At 60.8% G+C, this 16,748-nt stretch carries 13 protein-coding genes; 5 read left to right on the top strand and 8 right to left on the bottom strand.

Translation table 11 applies throughout. The features are described 5' to 3' along the window. Positions 1-2 precede the first annotated feature (2 nt). Positions 3-2,675 (top strand): DUF4175 family protein, encoded by a 2,673-nt coding sequence (locus tag J8Z04_RS06245; protein WP_192848073.1) that lies wholly within the window; start codon positions 3-5, stop codon positions 2,673-2,675. Positions 2,676-2,878: 203 nt separating this feature from the next. Here J8Z04_RS06245 and J8Z04_RS06240 read toward each other — a convergent pair whose 3' ends face one another. The 3 genes from J8Z04_RS06240 to J8Z04_RS06230 all read right to left on the bottom strand — a co-directional run bounded on the left by J8Z04_RS06240 (position 2,879) and on the right by J8Z04_RS06230 (position 7,473). Next, positions 2,879-4,390, bottom strand: coding sequence for a Ppx/GppA family phosphatase (locus J8Z04_RS06240; RefSeq protein ID WP_081563057.1), 1,512 nt, complete (start codon positions 4,388-4,390; stop codon positions 2,879-2,881). Positions 4,391-4,392: 2 nt separating this feature from the next. Then, the gene (locus tag J8Z04_RS06235; RefSeq protein WP_232086320.1) at positions 4,393-6,510 is read right to left on the bottom strand and encodes an RNA degradosome polyphosphate kinase; all 2,118 of its coding nucleotides are present in this window, start codon (positions 6,508-6,510) and stop codon (positions 4,393-4,395) included. A gap of 252 nt (positions 6,511-6,762) precedes the next feature. Next, a complete protein-coding gene (locus tag J8Z04_RS06230; protein WP_081563056.1) occupies positions 6,763-7,473 on the bottom strand; it encodes a DnaA/Hda family protein in 711 nt (236 codons plus the stop codon). A 171-nt stretch (positions 7,474-7,644) separates the two neighbouring features. Between J8Z04_RS06230 and purM the strand changes: the two genes are divergently transcribed. Both purM and purN read left to right on the top strand, forming a co-directional pair. Then, positions 7,645-8,703: a phosphoribosylformylglycinamidine cyclo-ligase gene (gene purM, locus J8Z04_RS06225; protein ID WP_192848072.1), complete on the top strand. Its 1,059-nt coding sequence runs from the start codon at positions 7,645-7,647 to the stop codon at positions 8,701-8,703. Positions 8,704-8,710: 7 nt separating this feature from the next. Continuing rightward, positions 8,711-9,301, top strand: a complete 591-nt coding sequence (purN, locus tag J8Z04_RS06220; RefSeq protein ID WP_081563055.1) for a phosphoribosylglycinamide formyltransferase — start codon at positions 8,711-8,713, stop codon at positions 9,299-9,301. A gap of 96 nt (positions 9,302-9,397) precedes the next feature. On the opposite strand, the gene ndk is transcribed toward purN, so the two are convergent. Further along, positions 9,398-9,820 carry a nucleoside-diphosphate kinase gene (gene ndk / locus J8Z04_RS06215; protein ID WP_043560494.1) on the bottom strand — a complete coding sequence of 141 codons (423 nt, stop codon included), beginning with the start codon at positions 9,818-9,820 and terminating at the stop codon, positions 9,398-9,400. A 112-nt stretch (positions 9,821-9,932) separates the two neighbouring features. Between ndk and J8Z04_RS06210 the strand changes: the two genes are divergently transcribed. Next, the gene (locus J8Z04_RS06210; RefSeq protein ID WP_192848071.1) at positions 9,933-11,849 is read left to right on the top strand and encodes an ATP-binding cassette domain-containing protein; all 1,917 of its coding nucleotides are present in this window, start codon (positions 9,933-9,935) and stop codon (positions 11,847-11,849) included. A 70-nt stretch (positions 11,850-11,919) separates the two neighbouring features. Then, the gene (locus tag J8Z04_RS06205; protein ID WP_192848070.1) at positions 11,920-13,122 is read left to right on the top strand and encodes an AI-2E family transporter; all 1,203 of its coding nucleotides are present in this window, start codon (positions 11,920-11,922) and stop codon (positions 13,120-13,122) included. Positions 13,123-13,134: 12 nt separating this feature from the next. On the opposite strand, the gene J8Z04_RS06200 is transcribed toward J8Z04_RS06205, so the two are convergent. From J8Z04_RS06200 to J8Z04_RS06185, 4 genes are all read right to left on the bottom strand, one after another. Further along, positions 13,135-13,551 (bottom strand): hypothetical protein, encoded by a 417-nt coding sequence (locus tag J8Z04_RS06200; protein ID WP_043560501.1) that lies wholly within the window; start codon positions 13,549-13,551, stop codon positions 13,135-13,137. Next, positions 13,535-14,689 (bottom strand): DegT/DnrJ/EryC1/StrS family aminotransferase, encoded by a 1,155-nt coding sequence (locus J8Z04_RS06195; protein ID WP_227656582.1) that lies wholly within the window; start codon positions 14,687-14,689, stop codon positions 13,535-13,537. Before J8Z04_RS06195 ends, J8Z04_RS06200 begins: the two co-directional genes overlap by 17 nt. A gap of 4 nt (positions 14,690-14,693) precedes the next feature. Then, positions 14,694-15,095, bottom strand: a complete 402-nt coding sequence (locus tag J8Z04_RS06190) for a MarR family transcriptional regulator (protein WP_043561353.1) — start codon at positions 15,093-15,095, stop codon at positions 14,694-14,696. 240 nt (positions 15,096-15,335) lie between these two features. Next, on the bottom strand, positions 15,336-16,742 hold the full coding sequence (locus J8Z04_RS06185; RefSeq protein ID WP_192848069.1) for a leucyl aminopeptidase family protein: 1,407 nt from the start codon (positions 16,740-16,742) through the stop codon (positions 15,336-15,338). Positions 16,743-16,748: the final 6 nt, after the last annotated feature.

Below are 16,748 nucleotides of genomic sequence, written 5' to 3'. Positions count from 1 at the left end.
CCGTGAAGCCCACCCCCCTCCCTCCCCGGTTTGCCCACATCCAGCGGCAGGCCTACCGTCGGCTCCGGCTGGAACAGTGCTGGCATCATGCCCGCTGGCCCCTGCTGCTTGCTGGCCTGTGGGGCTGTGCGGCCCTGCTTCATCTCCCACAATCCCTGCCTGACAGCCTGCACCTCCTGCTGGAAGTCTCCTCCTTCGGAAGTGTGCTGTTCTTGGCAGCCCGGCGCCTCCACCGCCTGCCCCGTCCCTCCGCTGCACAGGTGGATCAGCGTATCGCCAGCGATTCCGGGCTTGCTTTTCCGCCCCTGGCAGCCCTGACAGACCGCCCCGCTCTGCCTGAAGGCCTCTCCGAGGAAGACATACGCCGGGAAGGGCAGCTCTGGACCATCCACCGGCAACGGCTTCTGGACTCGTTCGACTCTCTCCGCCTGCGTCTTCCACGGCTCTTTCCACACTGGGCAGGCAGGCTGACAACCACTCTTGTCGTACTCTGCCTGTTCGTCCTTGGGGGGCTGGCGGGACCACAGGCCGGGCTGAGACTGAAGGCTGGCTTCATCCCCGGCATGGATGATGACGCCGCACCGCTCCCTGCCATGCAGGCATGGATCGACCAGCCCGCCTATTCACCCGGCCCACCCATTTTCCTGACGGCACACAGTCCCGCCCTCTCACTACCGGAAGGAGCACGGCTCCACGCCGTGCTGGACGCCACATCAGGACGCCCCGCCCTGCATGGTACTGTCGAGCACAGCCAGACATCCCGGGAGAAAGGAAGCTGGCAGATTGAAGGAACCCTGCGAAAGAGCGGCACCATAAGTCTTTCTGTCCGGGGCCGCAGGCTGGGGCGCTGGCAGCTTCATGTCAGTGCCGACACACCGCCAGACATTCAATGGACCGCCAAAGCCGGTGCCATATCGCAGGACTGGTATACCAGCTTTCCATGGTCAGTCAGCCAGCCCCATGGTGTCGCTTCCCTGGAGGCCAGACTGCACCCCATCATTCCACCAGCGCACACGCCGGACCCTGCTCATGGTCTGACCATTCCCCTGCCGCTGGAAAAACAGCCGACCAAAGCCACGGGCACCACCCGGCTCGACCTCTCCGACAGCCCCTTCGCCGGGCTGGAAGTTGCCGGGCAGCTCTGCGCCCGCAGCAGCTCTGGCAAAGAACGCTGCTCCAAACTCCAGACCTTCCGCCTGGGGCACCGTTCCTTTCACGATCCACTGAGCCGCGCACTGCTGGACCTGCGATTGGCTCTTGTTCTCAAGCGCACAACAGAAGCACAGGCAGCCCACCTGCTGGCCCTTCTGACAGACCTGCCTCTTCCGGCTGATCTCAGCCTGCCACTCGCCCTGCTACAGCAGCAGGCAACGACAGGCCTGCCCCTCCAGGCCCTGACTGAACAGCTCTGGTTCACAGCCCTTTATGCGGAAGACCGTTCACAATCCGGGCAGGCCATTGCGGCCTCCATGCTTCATGTACGGGCCTTGCAGAACGGGATTCGCCTGCATCTTCTCGCCCTCGGGCAGCATCCCGCTCCCCCGCCTCCAGCTGAACAGCAAGCGCTGCATGACGAACTGGAAAGCCTGAAAACTGCTCTGGACGGCCACATGGCCTTCGTTTTCCAGAAGGCCAGCCAAAGCGGCCTCGTCATGCCCATGCCCGGTGGCCGGGGAATGCCCTGGATCCGCCTTGCCGGGCAGGTCCAGTCTGATGCGTTGGCCGGACGGACAGAACAGGCTTTGGAGCACCTGCGCAATATGGTGGAACCTGCCGAACAGCTCCGGCAGGCGACCCTACCAGACATGCAGTCGCTGGCCGCCTCCATGCAGGCGCAGGCTGAAGCCCGTACCCAGCGCCTCGCCCTGCGGGATCTGATACGGCAGGAAACCGACCTTCTGAACCACGCCCAGAAACGTCTTGCCTCAGAGCGCCCCAAAACGGATGATCAGGACACCCAGCACAAGGATGTCTCCCAGATGTCCACAGCCGAACTGCTCAGCCAGCTTGGCATGGTTTCCGCCTCAACAGACAGTTCTTCCACAACATCACAGTTGGATCAGGAGGCCGTTCTCCTCCATGCTGATGAACGGCAAAAGGACCATGCAACCCAATATGCCCTGCGCCTTCTGGCCGGCACGCTCAACCATCGTGGGGAAACCCTGACAAAGAAAAAAATGTCCAATCTGCTAAAAGCAGAAAAAGATATGGGAGCTGTCCTGAAGAGCCTCGCCAACCGTCAGGACGAAGAAAGCGTGAAGAACATCCAGACCGTCCTGAATGATCTGTCACAGTCCCGTCATGAGATGAGCCGGAACCAGTCTGCATCCAGTCAGGAAAGCAAGGGGCATCTTGGCTTCATTCCTCCTCCTTCTGCCTCCTCATCGCCAGATGAGCAGAACGGCACCCCCTCTGCCTCCCCCGATGACGACCCGAACAGCGGGCAGGATGAGGACACACATGATGATGAGGAAAAACAGCCGGAGAATCAGGACCCGCTGGGCCGGAAACTGGATGACAGTCCGGACTCTGATGCCCACATCCCGGACCATGAACGCAACCGTGCCCATGACATCGAGCGTGAACTGCAACGTCGTGCCTCTGACCGCACCCGCCCCCAGAGTGAGCTGGATTATCTCAACCGGCTTCTTGCCCCCCTCCGTCAGTCGCACTGACCCTGTCAGATGGCGGGAGCCAGCCGGCAGAAACCCGTCATATCGGGTGGAATGGAGAAAAAGCTGAACCGTCTGACATGCCCCCCTGAAAGACGACAAAACGTCTGGGAATAGGACCAGGCCCGCAAGATCATGTCAGATTAAAAAAAGAGCCAGCCATCCTATCGGGGATGCTGGCTCTTTGTACAGAAAACAGCCGCCTGTCAGCGCAGGGACGGTTTCATCCCCAGCGCCTCGGCCAGGCGTTCCAGCTGACGGGAAATGGCGCTGCCGCCAGAACGCAGTCGACTTCCATGCAGGCTGAGCACCAGCTTGTCATCCTTCATGGCCAGGTGTGTTCTTTCCAGAAGAACCTCTGTCCCAGCACATAATGTATAGACCAGACGCAGCACCAGCCCGAGCTGCACGGCCGCCTCGTAGCGTCCCTTGCTCAGCAGACGGCGGGACGGCTCCAGAACGGGATCATCCCTGTTGATCTCGTACCGCACGGCCAGCACGAGGGCCAGAAAGGCCCGCGATTCATGGGAAAAACCAACACCATGACAGTACAGGACCCGTCGATAGGTCTGCTCTGCCCGATATTGCGGATGGTCATATGACCCGATATCGGAGATGGTACAGGCCAGCCGGAGCTGTGCTGCCAGAAAAGAATCTTCTACCCAGTCCAGTCCGGTCAGGAAGACAGGAGACACCCATGTAATAAGGGGCTCGGCCAAGGAGGCATTACGGCCAAGCCGCCCTGCCATCTCCCGAGCCAGAGCCTCCATAGGGTCTTCCTCAGCGACAGAGGAGGCAACCTCACGCATGTACCAGCCTTCCCGCAGACCCTCCGCACTGAAAACGACCTCCTGCGCATCCGTCTGGGCCAGCAGGGCGAGCAGAACCTGGGCTGCAAATGGCGCATCCACCATCCGCTTGCGTGGGACATTGCCGATCTTTTCCATCTGCTTGCGGCTGGCCCCGATGACCCAGCCTGCCATTTCCTCTGCCTCTGACCGGCTGAGCCGGAAGAGATGGACCATGTTCAGAGGATACTCCATACGGGCCACATGCAGGCGGGCCAGCGCCCGGAAGGCCCCACCCACCAGATAAAGCGGCTTGCCGGCCGCCGTTTCCAGCCATGAGACATCTGCCAGCGTCTTTCTGGCAATCTTGCTGGCCTCTCCCAGGTCCTCCTGCGAACGCTCCCGCAACCGGATCACTCCAAGCGGTGTCGTCCCAGCCTCGAAATAGGCCCCGTTCCTGACACGGATCAGCTCCAGCGAGCCCCCTCCAATATCGGCCACCACACCATCAGCATCCGGCAGGGCACACAGCACCCCTGCGGCGGAATAATCCGCTTCTTCCTCTCCATTCAGCACACGGAAGCGGGCTTCCGGCATGCGGGCTTTGGCCGCTTTCACAAAGTCAGCCCCATTATGGGCATCCCTCACGGCAGCCGTGGCGAGAACATCGAACGGTTCCACCTTCATGGCCTGACCAATGGCCTGATAACGGGCAAGGACCTCCAACGCGCGGTTGATGCCTTCCTCGCTCAGCATCCCTGTGGCCTCCAGCCCTGCGCCAAGACGCAGAGTGGCCTTTTCGTTGAAGATGGGAACGGGATTGCGGGCAACCCCCTCATAGACCACCATCCGCACGGAGTTGGAGCCCAGGTCCACGATTGCAGCCCGGCGGGACTCCCGTCCCCCCCACTGCGCTGCCGTATACACCATTCTTACGCCTCCTTCGCAGGCCCTTCCCCATCCTCGGAGTCCAGCCGGGGATTCGCTGGAGTGTCTGCTTCTTTAGCCGACGCAGAGGCTTTTTCCATAAAATACTCATGCGCGGAAAGGGGAGATTCGCCGGGTTCGACACGTTTCCAGCGGCCATCAGGCAGCATTACCCAGCTCTGCAACGTATCATGAACATTCACCACCATGATCTCGCCCAGGATACGGTCATGAGACTCCGTATCCGTAATGGGCACCATGGCCTCAATGCGGCGGTCCATGTTCCGTTTCATCCAGTCAGCCGATGCAATGTACAGCTTTGCCTGGCGGGAAGGCAGCTCACACCCGTTGCCAAAGGCAAAGACACGGGCATGCTCCAGATACCGCCCCACGATGGACCGTACCTCAATCCCTTCAGAAAGGCCCGGCACACCCGGCCGCAGGCTGCACATCCCCCTCACCACAATGGTGATCTTCACACCGGCCTGTGATGCCTCGTAGAGAAGCTCGATCAGCTTCCTGTCCACAAGGCTGTTCATCTTCAGCCATATCTGCCCGGGCCGTCCGGCGCTGACATGCTCCATCTCTTCCCGCACCAGCTTTTCCAGCGTCGGGCGAATGGTAAGAGGCGAAAAAGCCACCGCATGAAGCTCCGGCACCGCAGCGCCGGTAATACAGTTGAAGAGCCGGGCACAGTCATCAACCAGGACGGGATTACAGGTAAAATAGGAAATGTCCGTATAGATCTTAGCTGTATTGGGATGATAGTTGCCCGTCCCGTAATGGGCATAGGACTGGAGGTGGTCGCCTTCACGCCGTACCACCAGGATCATCTTGGCATGGGTCTTGTAAGCCGCCAGACCATACACGACCTGCACGCCTCTGATCTCCAGTGCCCGGGCAAGACGGATATTGGCTTCTTCGTCAAACCTGGCCCGCAGCTCCACCTCTACCGTAACGGATTTACCCGCCTCAACAGCCTCGATCAGCGCATCCACGATCGGGCTGTCATGCGATGTCCGGTAGATGGACTGCTTGATGGACAGGACATCCGGATCCCGTGCTGCCTGCTGGAGGAAATGAACAACCGTATCAAAACTCTCATACGGATGATGGACGACAAGGTCAGCCTCCCGGATCGTGGCGAAATAATCGCCGTCATGCTTCAGGACACGCTGCGGAATACTGGGATGATACGGTCTGAAAAGAAGCTCCGGCCGGTCGGACACGATGAGCTGCTTGACATCGCCCACACCGACCATGGTCGGCAGATGGACAACATCATCCTTGGCCACGCCCAGCTTGCGGATAAGATGCCCGGGCAGGCGACCATCCACCTCCAGATGGATGCAGGCCCCACGCCGCCGTTCCTTCACAGCCTTCTCGAAGCTGTTCAGCAGGTCTTCAGCATCTTCTTCCAGCTCCACATCCAGGTCACGCACAAGGCGCAACATGCCTGAACGGCTGGCATGAAGCCCCGGATACAGACGTTTGGCAAAGCGGAAGATCACATCCTCCAGCAATACGAAGCGGATCGTGTCATCCTGGTCCGGCAGACGGATGAAACGAGGCAGCTGCTCTGGCAGGACAACCATGCCATCCATCATGTGATGATCCGTCTTCGGGTCCTTGAGACAGAGCACCAGCGCCTGCCCGCCACTGAAGATGAACGGCAGGGGATGGGTGGGATTCAGGGTCAGCGGCGTCAGTACAGGAAAAAGCTGGCTGTCAAAATATTTGGAAAGCCACTCCTGATCGTGATGATGGAGCTTCTCAACATTCCTGATGAGAATATTCTCGTCCCGCAGCTCCTTCAGCATGTCACCCCAGATGCGCTGCTGCTCTCCCTGGAGATGCCATGCCTGGTGCCGTACCGTTTCAAGCTGCTGGGCCGAGGTCAGCCCGTCGGGGCTTTTCTTGCCGGAACCATCCTTCAGCTGGTGCACCAGCCCAGCGACACGGACGGCGTAGAATTCATCCATGTTGCCCGCACTGATGGAGAGAAAGCGCAGCCGCTCCAGCAGGGGCGCTGCCGGATTTTCAGCTTCATCCAGAACACGCTGGTTGAAATCCAGCCAGCCAAGCTCACGATTGATGAAACGGGTCTGATGTTTCTTTGTCATGGCTTCACTCGCCATGTTTGTCTCAACAAACGCCATATTCCCTATGTTGGACATGACAGTCTCCTCACCTGGCTGGTCAGCAGGCACAATCCCGCTTCTTTATTGCTTCAATAAGACAGAGGTTCCGTCAATATGACAATTATTAAGATAGTATTTCAGCCTTGCAGGTAACAAATGCAATTGGGACTGGACAGTTCCTGATCTGGCAGAAAACCGCCTCTTATTTCTTCCCCTGGACCATGCAAGGCTCCATCAGTCTTCTTCTTTGAGAAGATCGGCCAGCACCTCCATGGCCAGAGCACGGCTGATGGCGCTGCCCCGTTTCATGGCGGCATCATCCAGTCTGTTCACCGCCCGGACCAGTGCCTCCCCTGTCCGGGGCAGCTGACGCCAGAGCCAGTCCGTGACGGACTGTGGCACGACAAGCTGCCGCTCAGCCATGAGAGACAGCAGCAGGGTTGCCCGCAACTCATCCTCTGGCTCTTCCAGCCCCGCTGTCATGGTCGCCCTGAGCCGACTCGCAAGGTCTGGCAGATGGAAAAAACGGCGTGCCGGTGGGTGCCGGGATGCCATGAGCACCCGCCTGCCCGCCGCATGAGCACGGTTGAGCAGATGCAGCAGCGCCACTTCCTGTTTCTGCTCCAGCCCTTCCAGATGGTCGATCACGAACGGGGTCACGCCCGGCTCCAGCTTCTGCCCCGCCACCAGCAGGGCCCCATCTGCATCACAGGACAGTGCCGCAGCCTCGAACTGCACAGCCCCATTCTGCTGCGCCCAGACATGCAGCAGATGGCTTTTGCCTGTACCCGCAGGCCCCCACAGCCAGAGCCTCCCTTCCGGCCAGCGGGCCCGTGCCAGCCATGCACGCGCCGACGCATTGGACGAACCAGCAATGAACCGTTCCGCCGAGAAAGGACGGTCCTGCTGAAGATCCAACACCAGCTGTACCCGTGCGTCTGTCATCCCCGCTTCATCCGCCCCCTTGCCTCAGCCTGCCTGCCCCTGTCATCGGGGAGCAGAAGGTTTCCCATTCTTTCACAAAACCGAAATGATTTGACAGTCCTGCACATTCCGTCTTCACGCAGGATGCTCTATAAAGGCACCAGCATCAACCAGCAGGGACATCATACCCCCATGACCAAGACATCCTCCTCCCCCAGTGCCAGTTACGCCGCAGCCGGTGTGGACATCGAAGCCGGAGATGCCTTGGTCGATGCCATCAAGCCGGCGGCCAAGGCCACGACACGCCCCGGTGTCATGGGCGGGCTTGGAGGGTTCGGTGCCCTGTTCGACCCCAAGGCAGCGGGCCTGAAAGACCCCGTGCTCGTCAGCTGCACGGATGGTGTGGGCACGAAGCTCCTGCTCGCCATCGAAAGCGGCCTGCATGATGAGATCGGCATCGACCTCGTGGCCATGTGCGTCAATGACCTGATCGTGCAGGGTGCCCAGCCGCTCTTCTTCCTAGACTACATGGCAACGGGCAGCCTTTCCGTCGCCGTGGCGGAACGGATCATCAAGGGCATTACCAACGCCTGCAAGGAAAGCGGCTGCGCCCTGGTGGGGGGTGAAACGGCTGAAATGCCGGGACTCTATGGCAAGGGCCATTACGACCTTGCAGGCTTCAGCGTTGGTGCCGTGGAACGTGATGCCATGCTGCCCGCCACCATCCATGAAGGCGACAGCCTGATCGCCCTGCCATCCTCCGGTGTCCATTCCAACGGCTTCTCCCTCGTCCGCCACATCGTGGGAGCCTCCGGCCTGAGCTGGAACGACCCTGCCCCCTTCTCCCCGAAGCAGACGCTGGCCGAAGCCTTCCTGACGCCCACACGCCTCTATGTCAGCACCGTCCTTGCCCTGCATGAGAAGAAGCTGATCAATGGCTGCGCCCATATCACCGGTGGCGGCCTGCCCGGGAACCTGCCCCGTGTCCTGCCTGAAGGGCTGGGTGTGGAAGTGGACGGGCAGAGCTGGCCGATCCCCGGCATCTTCTCATGGCTTGCCGAACAGGGACCTGTCAGCGAGGATGAAATGCTGAAGGTCTTCAACTGCGGCATCGGCATGGTGCTGGTCACCAGCGAGCCGGAGAAGGTCATGGCAGAGCTGGAACAGCGTGATGAAGAAGCCATGCTGATTGGCCGTGTCGTCCGCAGCAGCACGCCGTTCCGCCTCACCTCCCCGCTGAATCTGAGCTGAGGAACCAATGGTGAAGAAGACCCCCATCGCCGTTTTCATCAGCGGTCGTGGCAGCAACATGGTCGCCCTGATGGAAGCCTGTGCCCGGCCAGACTTTCCTGCCGAGATCGTTCTTGTCCTCAGCAACCGGGCCGATGCGGCCGGGCTGGAAACGGCCAGCAGGGCTGGAATAAAAACACTCTGCATTCCCCACAAGGAATACGGCAAGGATCGTGAAGCTCATGAGCGGGCACTGGACGAGGCCGTCCGGGCCTCTGGTGCGAAGCTGATCTGCCTTGCAGGCTACATGCGGGTGCTGACCCCCTGGCTTGTCCAGCAGTGGCAGGGCCGCATGATCAACATCCATCCCAGCCTGCTGCCCGCCTTCCCCGGCCTGCATACGCATGAGGCCGCCCTTAAGGCTGGGGCCAAGGAGCATGGCTGCACCATCCATCTCGTAACGGATGGTGTGGATGAAGGCCCCATTCTGGCCCAGGCCCATGTCCCCGTCCTGCCCGGCGATGATGCTGACACTCTGGCAGCCCGTGTTCTGGAGCAGGAACACCGCCTCTACCCGGAAACACTGCGCCGGTTCATCGAGGGACGGCAGATTTCCTGAACAGGATCCACCAGCTGGATACAGAAAAGGGAGCCGTCTCCGGCTCCCTTTCTTATAGGGGCCGATGCCCCATGCCGCTCTCCATTCAGAGAGGGATCAGGGCAGGATTTCCGTCTCGGCAAAGAAGAAAGAAATCTCACGCTTTGCATTCTCGAGGCTGTCAGAGCCATGAACGGAATTCTCGCCAATGCTCTGGGCATAAAGCTTGCGGACGGTTCCCTCTGCGGCTTCGGCCGGGTTGGTGGCACCCATCACGTCACGATGGTGGGCAACAGCATTCTCGCCCTCCAGAACCTGCACGACCACCGGAGCGGAGCACATGAAGGACACCAGCTCACCAAAGAAGGGGCGGTCCTTGTGGACTTCGTAGAAAGCACCAGCCTGCTTCTCTGTCAGCTGGATGCGCTTCTGGGCCACGATGCGCAGGCCTGCATTCTCGAATACAGTATTCACCTTGCCGGTCAGGTTGCGACGTGTGGCATCAGGCTTGATGATGGACAGTGTACGTTCCAGAGCCATAAGACCCTCCTCAGTAATAGACGTCTATAATCAGCCTCCCCTAGAGGAAAAAACCTGTTTCTGGTAGTGTTCGGGGCATCTTTTTTCGTATTTTCATCGTCCGAGGGCCTGCGTGAGTCTGCTTTCCATTACCGATCTTACCTTGCGCATCGCAGGCCGTACCCTGCTCGACCAGGCCTCCCTCACCATCGAACCCGGGCGGCGCATCGGGCTGATCGGTCATAACGGGGCAGGAAAATCCACCCTTCTGGCCGCCATTGCCGGGGACATCTCTCCCGATGGCGGCAGCATCACCCTTTCCGGCCGTGCCACGATGGGCCGGGTGAAGCAGGAAACACCCTCCGGCCACCTCTCTCTTCTGGACACGGTCCTGAACAGCCATGAGGAACGCACCCGCCTTCTGGCAGAGGCCGACAGCACGACAGACCCGACCCATCTGGCGGACGTGCATGAACGCCTGCTCGCCATCGATGCCCACAGTGCGCCAGCCCGGGCCAGCACCATTCTTGCGGGTCTGGGATTCGATCAGGCGGCGCAGCAGCGTCCCGTCAATGATTTCTCGGGCGGATGGCGGATGCGTGTGGCCCTAGCCAGTGCGCTCTTTCTGGCCCCCGACCTCCTGCTGCTGGACGAGCCGACGAACCATCTGGACATCGAGGCCACGCTCTGGCTGGAGAACTGGCTGGCCCGCTTCCCCGGTGCGGCCCTGATCGTCAGCCATGACCGTGCGCTGCTGGACAACAGCGTGCAGGCCATTGCCCATCTGGACCAGAAAAAACTCTCTCTCACCCCCGGCGGCTATGAACGCTTCGTGCAGATACGCACGGAACAGAGGCTCCAGCAGAACCGGCAGGCCGAAAAGCTGGCGGACCAGCGGGCGAAGATGGAGGCCTTCGTGGCCCGCTTCCGGGCCAAGGCCACGAAAGCCAAGCAGGCCCAGTCCCGCCTGAAGGCTCTGGCCCGCCTCCCGCAGATTGATGCGGTGGTGGAGGACACCCCCACCCATTTCTCCTTCCCGGCCCCCGGTGCCCTGCCCCCCCCCATGCTGAAACTGGATGACGTGTCCGTCGGCTATGGTGAGACGGCCATCCTGCGCCGCCTCTCCCTCCGGCTGGACAGTGAGGACAGGATAGCCCTGCTGGGGCGCAACGGGCACGGCAAATCCACCTTCGCCAAACTTCTGGCAGGGCAGCTGTCTCCCATGTCCGGCGAGGTGCAGGCCTCCTCCCGCCTGCGGGTCGGCTATTTTGCCCAGCATCAGACGGATGAGCTGGTTCTGGATGAAACCCCCGTCCAGCACATGGCCCATACGCTGAAGGAGGCCACCCCGCCACAGGTCCGTGCCCAGCTGGCCCGTTTCGGACTGGATGCAGAACGGGCGGAAACCCCTGTCAGCAACCTCTCCGGTGGCGAGAAAGCTCGCCTGCTTCTGGCTCTGGCCACCCGCCACGCTCCCCATCTGCTGCTGCTGGACGAACCGACCAACCATCTGGACCTTGATGCCCGTGATGCGCTCATCCGTGCCCTCGGTGAGTTTGAAGGGGCCGTCATTCTCATCAGCCATGACAGCCATCTGGTGGAATCCGTCGCTGACCAGCTCTGGATTGCCGAAAACGGGACGATCACGCCTTTTGACGGCGACATGGACGATTACCGCACATGGCTGGACGAACGGGCCAGACAGGCCACGCAGGAAAACCAGCGTCAGGCAGCCCGGTCCCGGAAAGACACGGATGATGACATCCCGCAGCCGGACAGGAACCAGCAGCGTGCCCAGCGCAAGGAGCAGACCCGCCAGCTCGCTCCACTCCGCCGCAAGATCCGTGATCTGGAAACACGGCTGGAACGGCTGGAAAAAGCCAAAACCCAGCTGGAAGCCAAACTGGCCGACCCAGACCTTTATCAGTCCAGCCGTGCAGAAGATATTGCCACGCTGAACAGCGATCTCGCCCTCGTCAGCCAGAAACAGGACGAAACGGAAATGCACTGGCTGGAAGCGCAGGATGAACTTGAAAAAGCCACAAATTGACCTGCCGTGAAATAAGCCACATTATCTCTTTCGTCATCTTCGCCGCCCCTCACAGGAACTGCCCCGCCCGATGTCTTTTTTCTTCAGCCGCCCTCCCATTCCTGCGGCACAGCAGACTCCCGCCAATGCGCTGGACCGTATCTACGGCATCATTCGCCTGACGTTATGGCTTTCCCTCATCATGCTGGCCATCTGGCTCATGGGCGAGGTACTGGCGGTCCTGTTTGCTGCCACGCTGATGGCCATTGTTCTGCACGGGCTGGCCCGCATCCTGCGGCGACACATGAAATTCATTCCCTATCCGGTTGCTGTCAGCCTTGTCGCCCTCGCTGTCATTGGCATCATGACGGCTCTGGTCTGGAGCAACGGCCCGGCCATCGGGGAACAGTTCATTGCCCTCAAGAACGCCCTGGTTGCACAGTCCGGTGACATGCACCAGCATCTCTCCCAGACAACCATCGGGCAGATGGTGCTGGACCACCTGCCCGTCTCGCTGGGCGGCAATGATGCAACAACCCCCCTCAGCAGCTTTGGCTTTGGTCTTGCCGGGTCCGTCACCGGCCTGCTGGGCAGCGCTTTCGGTCTGGTTGGTACGCTCTTTGTCGTGCTGATTTCAGCCTTCTATTTTGCCGTCTCCCCGTCCCTCTACATCAACGGCTTTCTTCGGCTCGTACCGCCCAACCAGCGGGAAACCGCACGCAACCTCCTCTACAGTGCAGGCAACACTCTCTGGGCATGGACCGCCGGACAGGCTCTGGACATGCTGGCTGTCGGTCTTTTCTCCGGCCTCGGCCTGTATCTGATCGGCATTCCGCTGGCCCTTGCTCTGGGCGTCGTGGCCGGGCTCTGCAACTTCATACCCTATATCGGGGCCATCCTGGGGGCTGTGCCCGCCCTGCTCATCAGCCTGTCCCTCGGCACACGAGAGGCTTTCTTCGTGGCCATTCTCTACAGCATCATCCAGTTCTGCGAAGGGAACATCCTGGCCCCCCTCATCCAGCGGCGGGCCGTTCACATGCCGCCTGCTCTGGCCATCCTGTCACAGAGTGTTTTCGGCTCCATCCTTGGTGTGCCAGGGCTTGTGCTGGCGTCCCCCATCACGGCCGCTCTGCTGGCCGTGTTTGACAAGGCGACTCCACCACTGGCGGATGCTACAAAAACCCAGCTGGAAACCAGTGAGCTGACCCAGCTGGAAATGGCCAGAAACAGGCAGGAACAATCTGACAGCACAAAAAAGGAGACGGATGGCTCAGCCTCTCCGCCCAAAAAATGAGCGACTTTCCCCTCAGGGAAGATCAGGCAGATGGAGTGTCCCACGTTCGAAAGAACGCATCCGGTACGCCCCACCTGCCTTTGTCTGGATACCCACCACATCGGCACCATGCCGGAAGTGCCAGGCTGACAGAATGACGGCCTGACCATCGGCACTGGAAAGCTGATAAACAGCCTCCGCCGGTGTATCCTTGGGGGGGACCTCGCCAGAAATTCCCCAGCCTGTCTGGTGCTGGTGCAACCACTGGTTCATGGCCGTGATCTCATCGGCCATGAGGTTCCGCTCTTCTCCAGCTTCCTGCACTGTCCCACGGGCAATGTCCGGCAGGGACCAGGGGCGCAGAATGGGCCACGCCACCGTCCAGATCAGCACGACCGGCACGATCACCGCCACCGCAAAAACCAGAAGAAACTTATTGTTGCGGCTCATCCTGCTCCTCCGCCCATGTTCCAGTCACAGCCAGCACATGCGCAACCGCCTCATCAGAAAGATCAGGATGGATCGGCAGGGCCAGCACATGCTCTCCTATCCTCTCTGCCACAGGCAGGGCAACGCCATCATGCACCGCCCGGTACGCTGGCTGCTGATGCAACGGCATGGGATAATAGATGGCCGTGGCGATTTCCGCCTCGGCAAGGCGGGCCCGCAGACTGTCCCGCAGGGCACGGGATGGCAGGGTCACGCAATAGACAGCCCAAGCGCTCTGGCTTTCCGGCACCCGTGCTGGCGGACGGACCAGCGACGGCAGACCAGCATCATAAGCACAGGCCACAGCCTCACGCCTCTTCAGCTCCTCATCAAAAACATCCATCTTGGCCAACAGAACAGCTGCCTGAAGACTGTCCAGCCGGGCATTCAGCCCGATGCGCTGCACGTCATAACGCTGCGGCCCTTCCCCATGGCTTCTCAGAGAGCGATAAAGTGCGGCCCTGTCGTCATCGTCCGTCAGGACGGCCCCGCCATCGCCATAACATCCCAACGGTTTGGAAGGGAAAAAGGACAAAGTCGTGGCTCTGGCCTCATGCCCCAGCCGGCGCCCCCTGTAAGAAGCGCCAAAAGACTGGGCGCAGTCCGCAACAAGAAAAAGCCCTTCCCGGGTGGCAAGATCGTTCAGCTCATCCCATGGGGCTGGCTGCCCGAACAGATCCACCCCCATGATGGCTACAGGTTTCAGACGACCATCCTGCCGGACATCCGCCAGACGCTGCTCCAGAGATGGCAGACTGATCTGGAAGGTATGCGGGTCCACATCCACAAAAACTGGCACCGCCCCCAGCAGAAGCACCACCTCCGCAGTGGCCGTGTAGGTAAAGGCTGGCAGAAAAACCGCCATGCCGGGGCCAATGCCCTCCGCCATCAGAACCATCAGCAGGGCATCCGTCCCGGAGGACACGCCAACAGCATGTCTGGCACCGCCATGACGGGCCAGACGCTCCTCCAGCTCCGCCACTTCCGGCCCCATTACGAAACGGCAATGAGCCAGAACCCGATCCAGCCGCTCCCGCAGGGCCGCCCCAAGACGCCTCTGCTGGGCGGGCAGGTCGAGAAAAGAGACAGGCCCGGACAAGAAATCAGCCAGCCCGACGGGTCTGGAGAGACGCCACGGATGAAAGAACAGGCGCACGGACAACCACATCATCAGCGCAGGCTTCTTCCATCACGCCACGCAGGTCCCGCAAATAGGCCGAGCCTTTCAGGGTTCGCTGAACAAGAATGGAACGACGGTCCAGCGGGTCCACCTTGCGGCGGGCCAGATCAAGCTCGCTCAGTCGGTCCAGCGCACGGGTAATAGCTGGTTTGGACACATTGAGAGACTGGGCAAGGCCCCGCACCGTATGGGCGCCATCTTCCAGATAGCAGCTCAGAAACACAGCCAGCTGACGGGCAGAAAGATCCGGCCCCTCACCACGTACTGTGGAAACGATCGTATCACGCAGCAACTGAAGCATGCGATTATCAGCATTCCGACTCATAACAAAAGCCCCATCGTTTCCCGGTTTCACACACCCTATCATCCTGCCGGCCCAGCAAGCCTTCCGGCTGTGGTATCAGACGCACCTGTATAGGGATTTCATTCTACTATCCATTCTGTGACGTTTTCACATCGAAATGACAAGCACTCTCAGCGCAAGGCAGCCATTCCAAAACCCGTTTCCCTTGCAAAAGGCAAGAAAAAACAGGTTGCTGCACACAAGATTACAAATTGTTTCTTTTCAGAAACTTTCCGAGAACGCACGGAAAAGTGCCCTCAGGGCCAGCACCTCCCCGCCTGCGGGACGACCGGGCCGGGCCGTGTCATTCCACGCATAGGTATCCACATGCGCCCATCTCTGCCCTTCCGGAACGAAACGCTGGAGGAACAGGGCTGCCGTGATCGCCCCGGCCATCGGGCGGGATGACAGGTTGTTGCAGTCCGCAATGGAGCTGTCCATCCAGCCGTCATAATCTGCCCAGAGCGGCAGCTGCCAGAGCGGGTCGTGAGCTTCCCTGCCGGAGGCCAGGATATGGTCCGCCAGCTCCTCGTCATTGCTGAAAAGGGCGGGCAGGTCAGGCCCCAGAGCCACACGGGCGGCCCCCGTCAGCGTCGCCGCATCCAACAGGACGTCAGGCTGGCTCTCGGCAGCCTCTGCCAGAAGGTCTGCCAGAACGAGACGACCCTCCGCATCCGTGTTGCCCACCTCGACACGCAGCCCCCTTCGGGTTGTCAGCACGTCCCCCGGGCGCATGGCATGGCCGGAGACGCTGTTCTCCACACAGCCGAGGCGGATTTCCAGCGCAATGTCGGTTCCGGCATCCAGCAGGGCACAGGCCAGTGCCAGCATCAGGGCAGCCCCGCCCATGTCCTTCTTCATCTTCGCCATGGAGGAGCCGGGCTTGATGTCATACCCGCCCGTATCGAAGCAGACGCCCTTCCCCACGAGGGACAGGCGGGGAGCATCCTTGCTCCGGCCATCCCGGCGGCCGATCACGACCACGGCTGGTCTGTCCGACCCGGCACCCACCGCCGCCAGACAGGGATAGGCTTTCTCCAGAGCCTCACCTTCCACCAGCTCAACCGCAACCTTCCGCTCCTCCAGCATCCTGCGGGCAGCAGTAGCCAGCTCCGCCGGTCCCATGAGATTGGCAGGCATGTTGATAAGGTCCCGCCCCAGCCAGGCAGCCCGGGCCAGAATCCGGGCCTCTCTCCCGAGGCTGGCCGGAATGCAGAGTTTTGGCCCCGTCTTCTGGTCTTTGCCTCCCTCATGCTTCAGCGAATAATCATACGCCCCAAGGCAGAACCCCAGAACCAGCTCCTCCAGCATGGCGTCGTGAGCGGCGTCCTCCTGCCCTTCAGGCTGCGGCTGCCAGTATCCTTCCTTCAGATGAGCAGGCAGGGCACCATAAGGCATGGGGCCTCGCCCCTCCTCCACGCAGAACACGGCCCCGGCCACACCGGAACCACCCGGCAGGAAGGTGAACTGCCCCGCACACCCCTCGAAGCCCTGCTGCCGCAGGAAGGCCTCATGCTCCCCCAGCAGGTGGGCAAGGGTCGCCTCATCACCTGCCTTGACCAGATGGAGGGGGAGAGCCACCCCACCATCGCCAGAGGTACAGAGGGGCAAAAACGGAGCGTCAGACATATGGAT

Origin of the sequence: Bombella apis (assembly GCF_018221685.1) — a bacterium.
Lineage (GTDB): Bacteria > Pseudomonadota > Alphaproteobacteria > Acetobacterales > Acetobacteraceae > Bombella > Bombella apis.
Note: the sequence above shows the minus strand (reverse complement) of the source record. Positions and strands in the feature narration are given on the sequence as shown.

Coding starts and splice junctions, on each gene's coding strand:
- J8Z04_RS06240 (WP_081563057.1), bottom strand. CDS start 4,390: ATGGTGTATACGGCAGCGCAGTGGGGGGGACGGGAGTCCCGCCGGGCT.
- J8Z04_RS06235 (WP_232086320.1), bottom strand. CDS start 6,510: ATGACAAAGAAACATCAGACCCGTTTCATCAATCGTGAGCTTGGCTGG.
- J8Z04_RS06230 (WP_081563056.1), bottom strand. CDS start 7,473: ATGACAGACGCACGGGTACAGCTGGTGTTGGATCTTCAGCAGGACCGT.
- purM (WP_192848072.1), top strand. CDS start 7,645: ATGACCAAGACATCCTCCTCCCCCAGTGCCAGTTACGCCGCAGCCGGT.
- purN (WP_081563055.1), top strand. CDS start 8,711: ATGGTGAAGAAGACCCCCATCGCCGTTTTCATCAGCGGTCGTGGCAGC.
- ndk (WP_043560494.1), bottom strand. CDS start 9,820: ATGGCTCTGGAACGTACACTGTCCATCATCAAGCCTGATGCCACACGT.
- J8Z04_RS06205 (WP_192848070.1), top strand. CDS start 11,920: ATGTCTTTTTTCTTCAGCCGCCCTCCCATTCCTGCGGCACAGCAGACT.
- J8Z04_RS06200 (WP_043560501.1), bottom strand. CDS start 13,551: ATGAGCCGCAACAATAAGTTTCTTCTGGTTTTTGCGGTGGCGGTGATC.
- J8Z04_RS06190 (WP_043561353.1), bottom strand. CDS start 15,095: ATGAGTCGGAATGCTGATAATCGCATGCTTCAGTTGCTGCGTGATACG.
- J8Z04_RS06185 (WP_192848069.1), bottom strand. CDS start 16,742: ATGTCTGACGCTCCGTTTTTGCCCCTCTGTACCTCTGGCGATGGTGGG.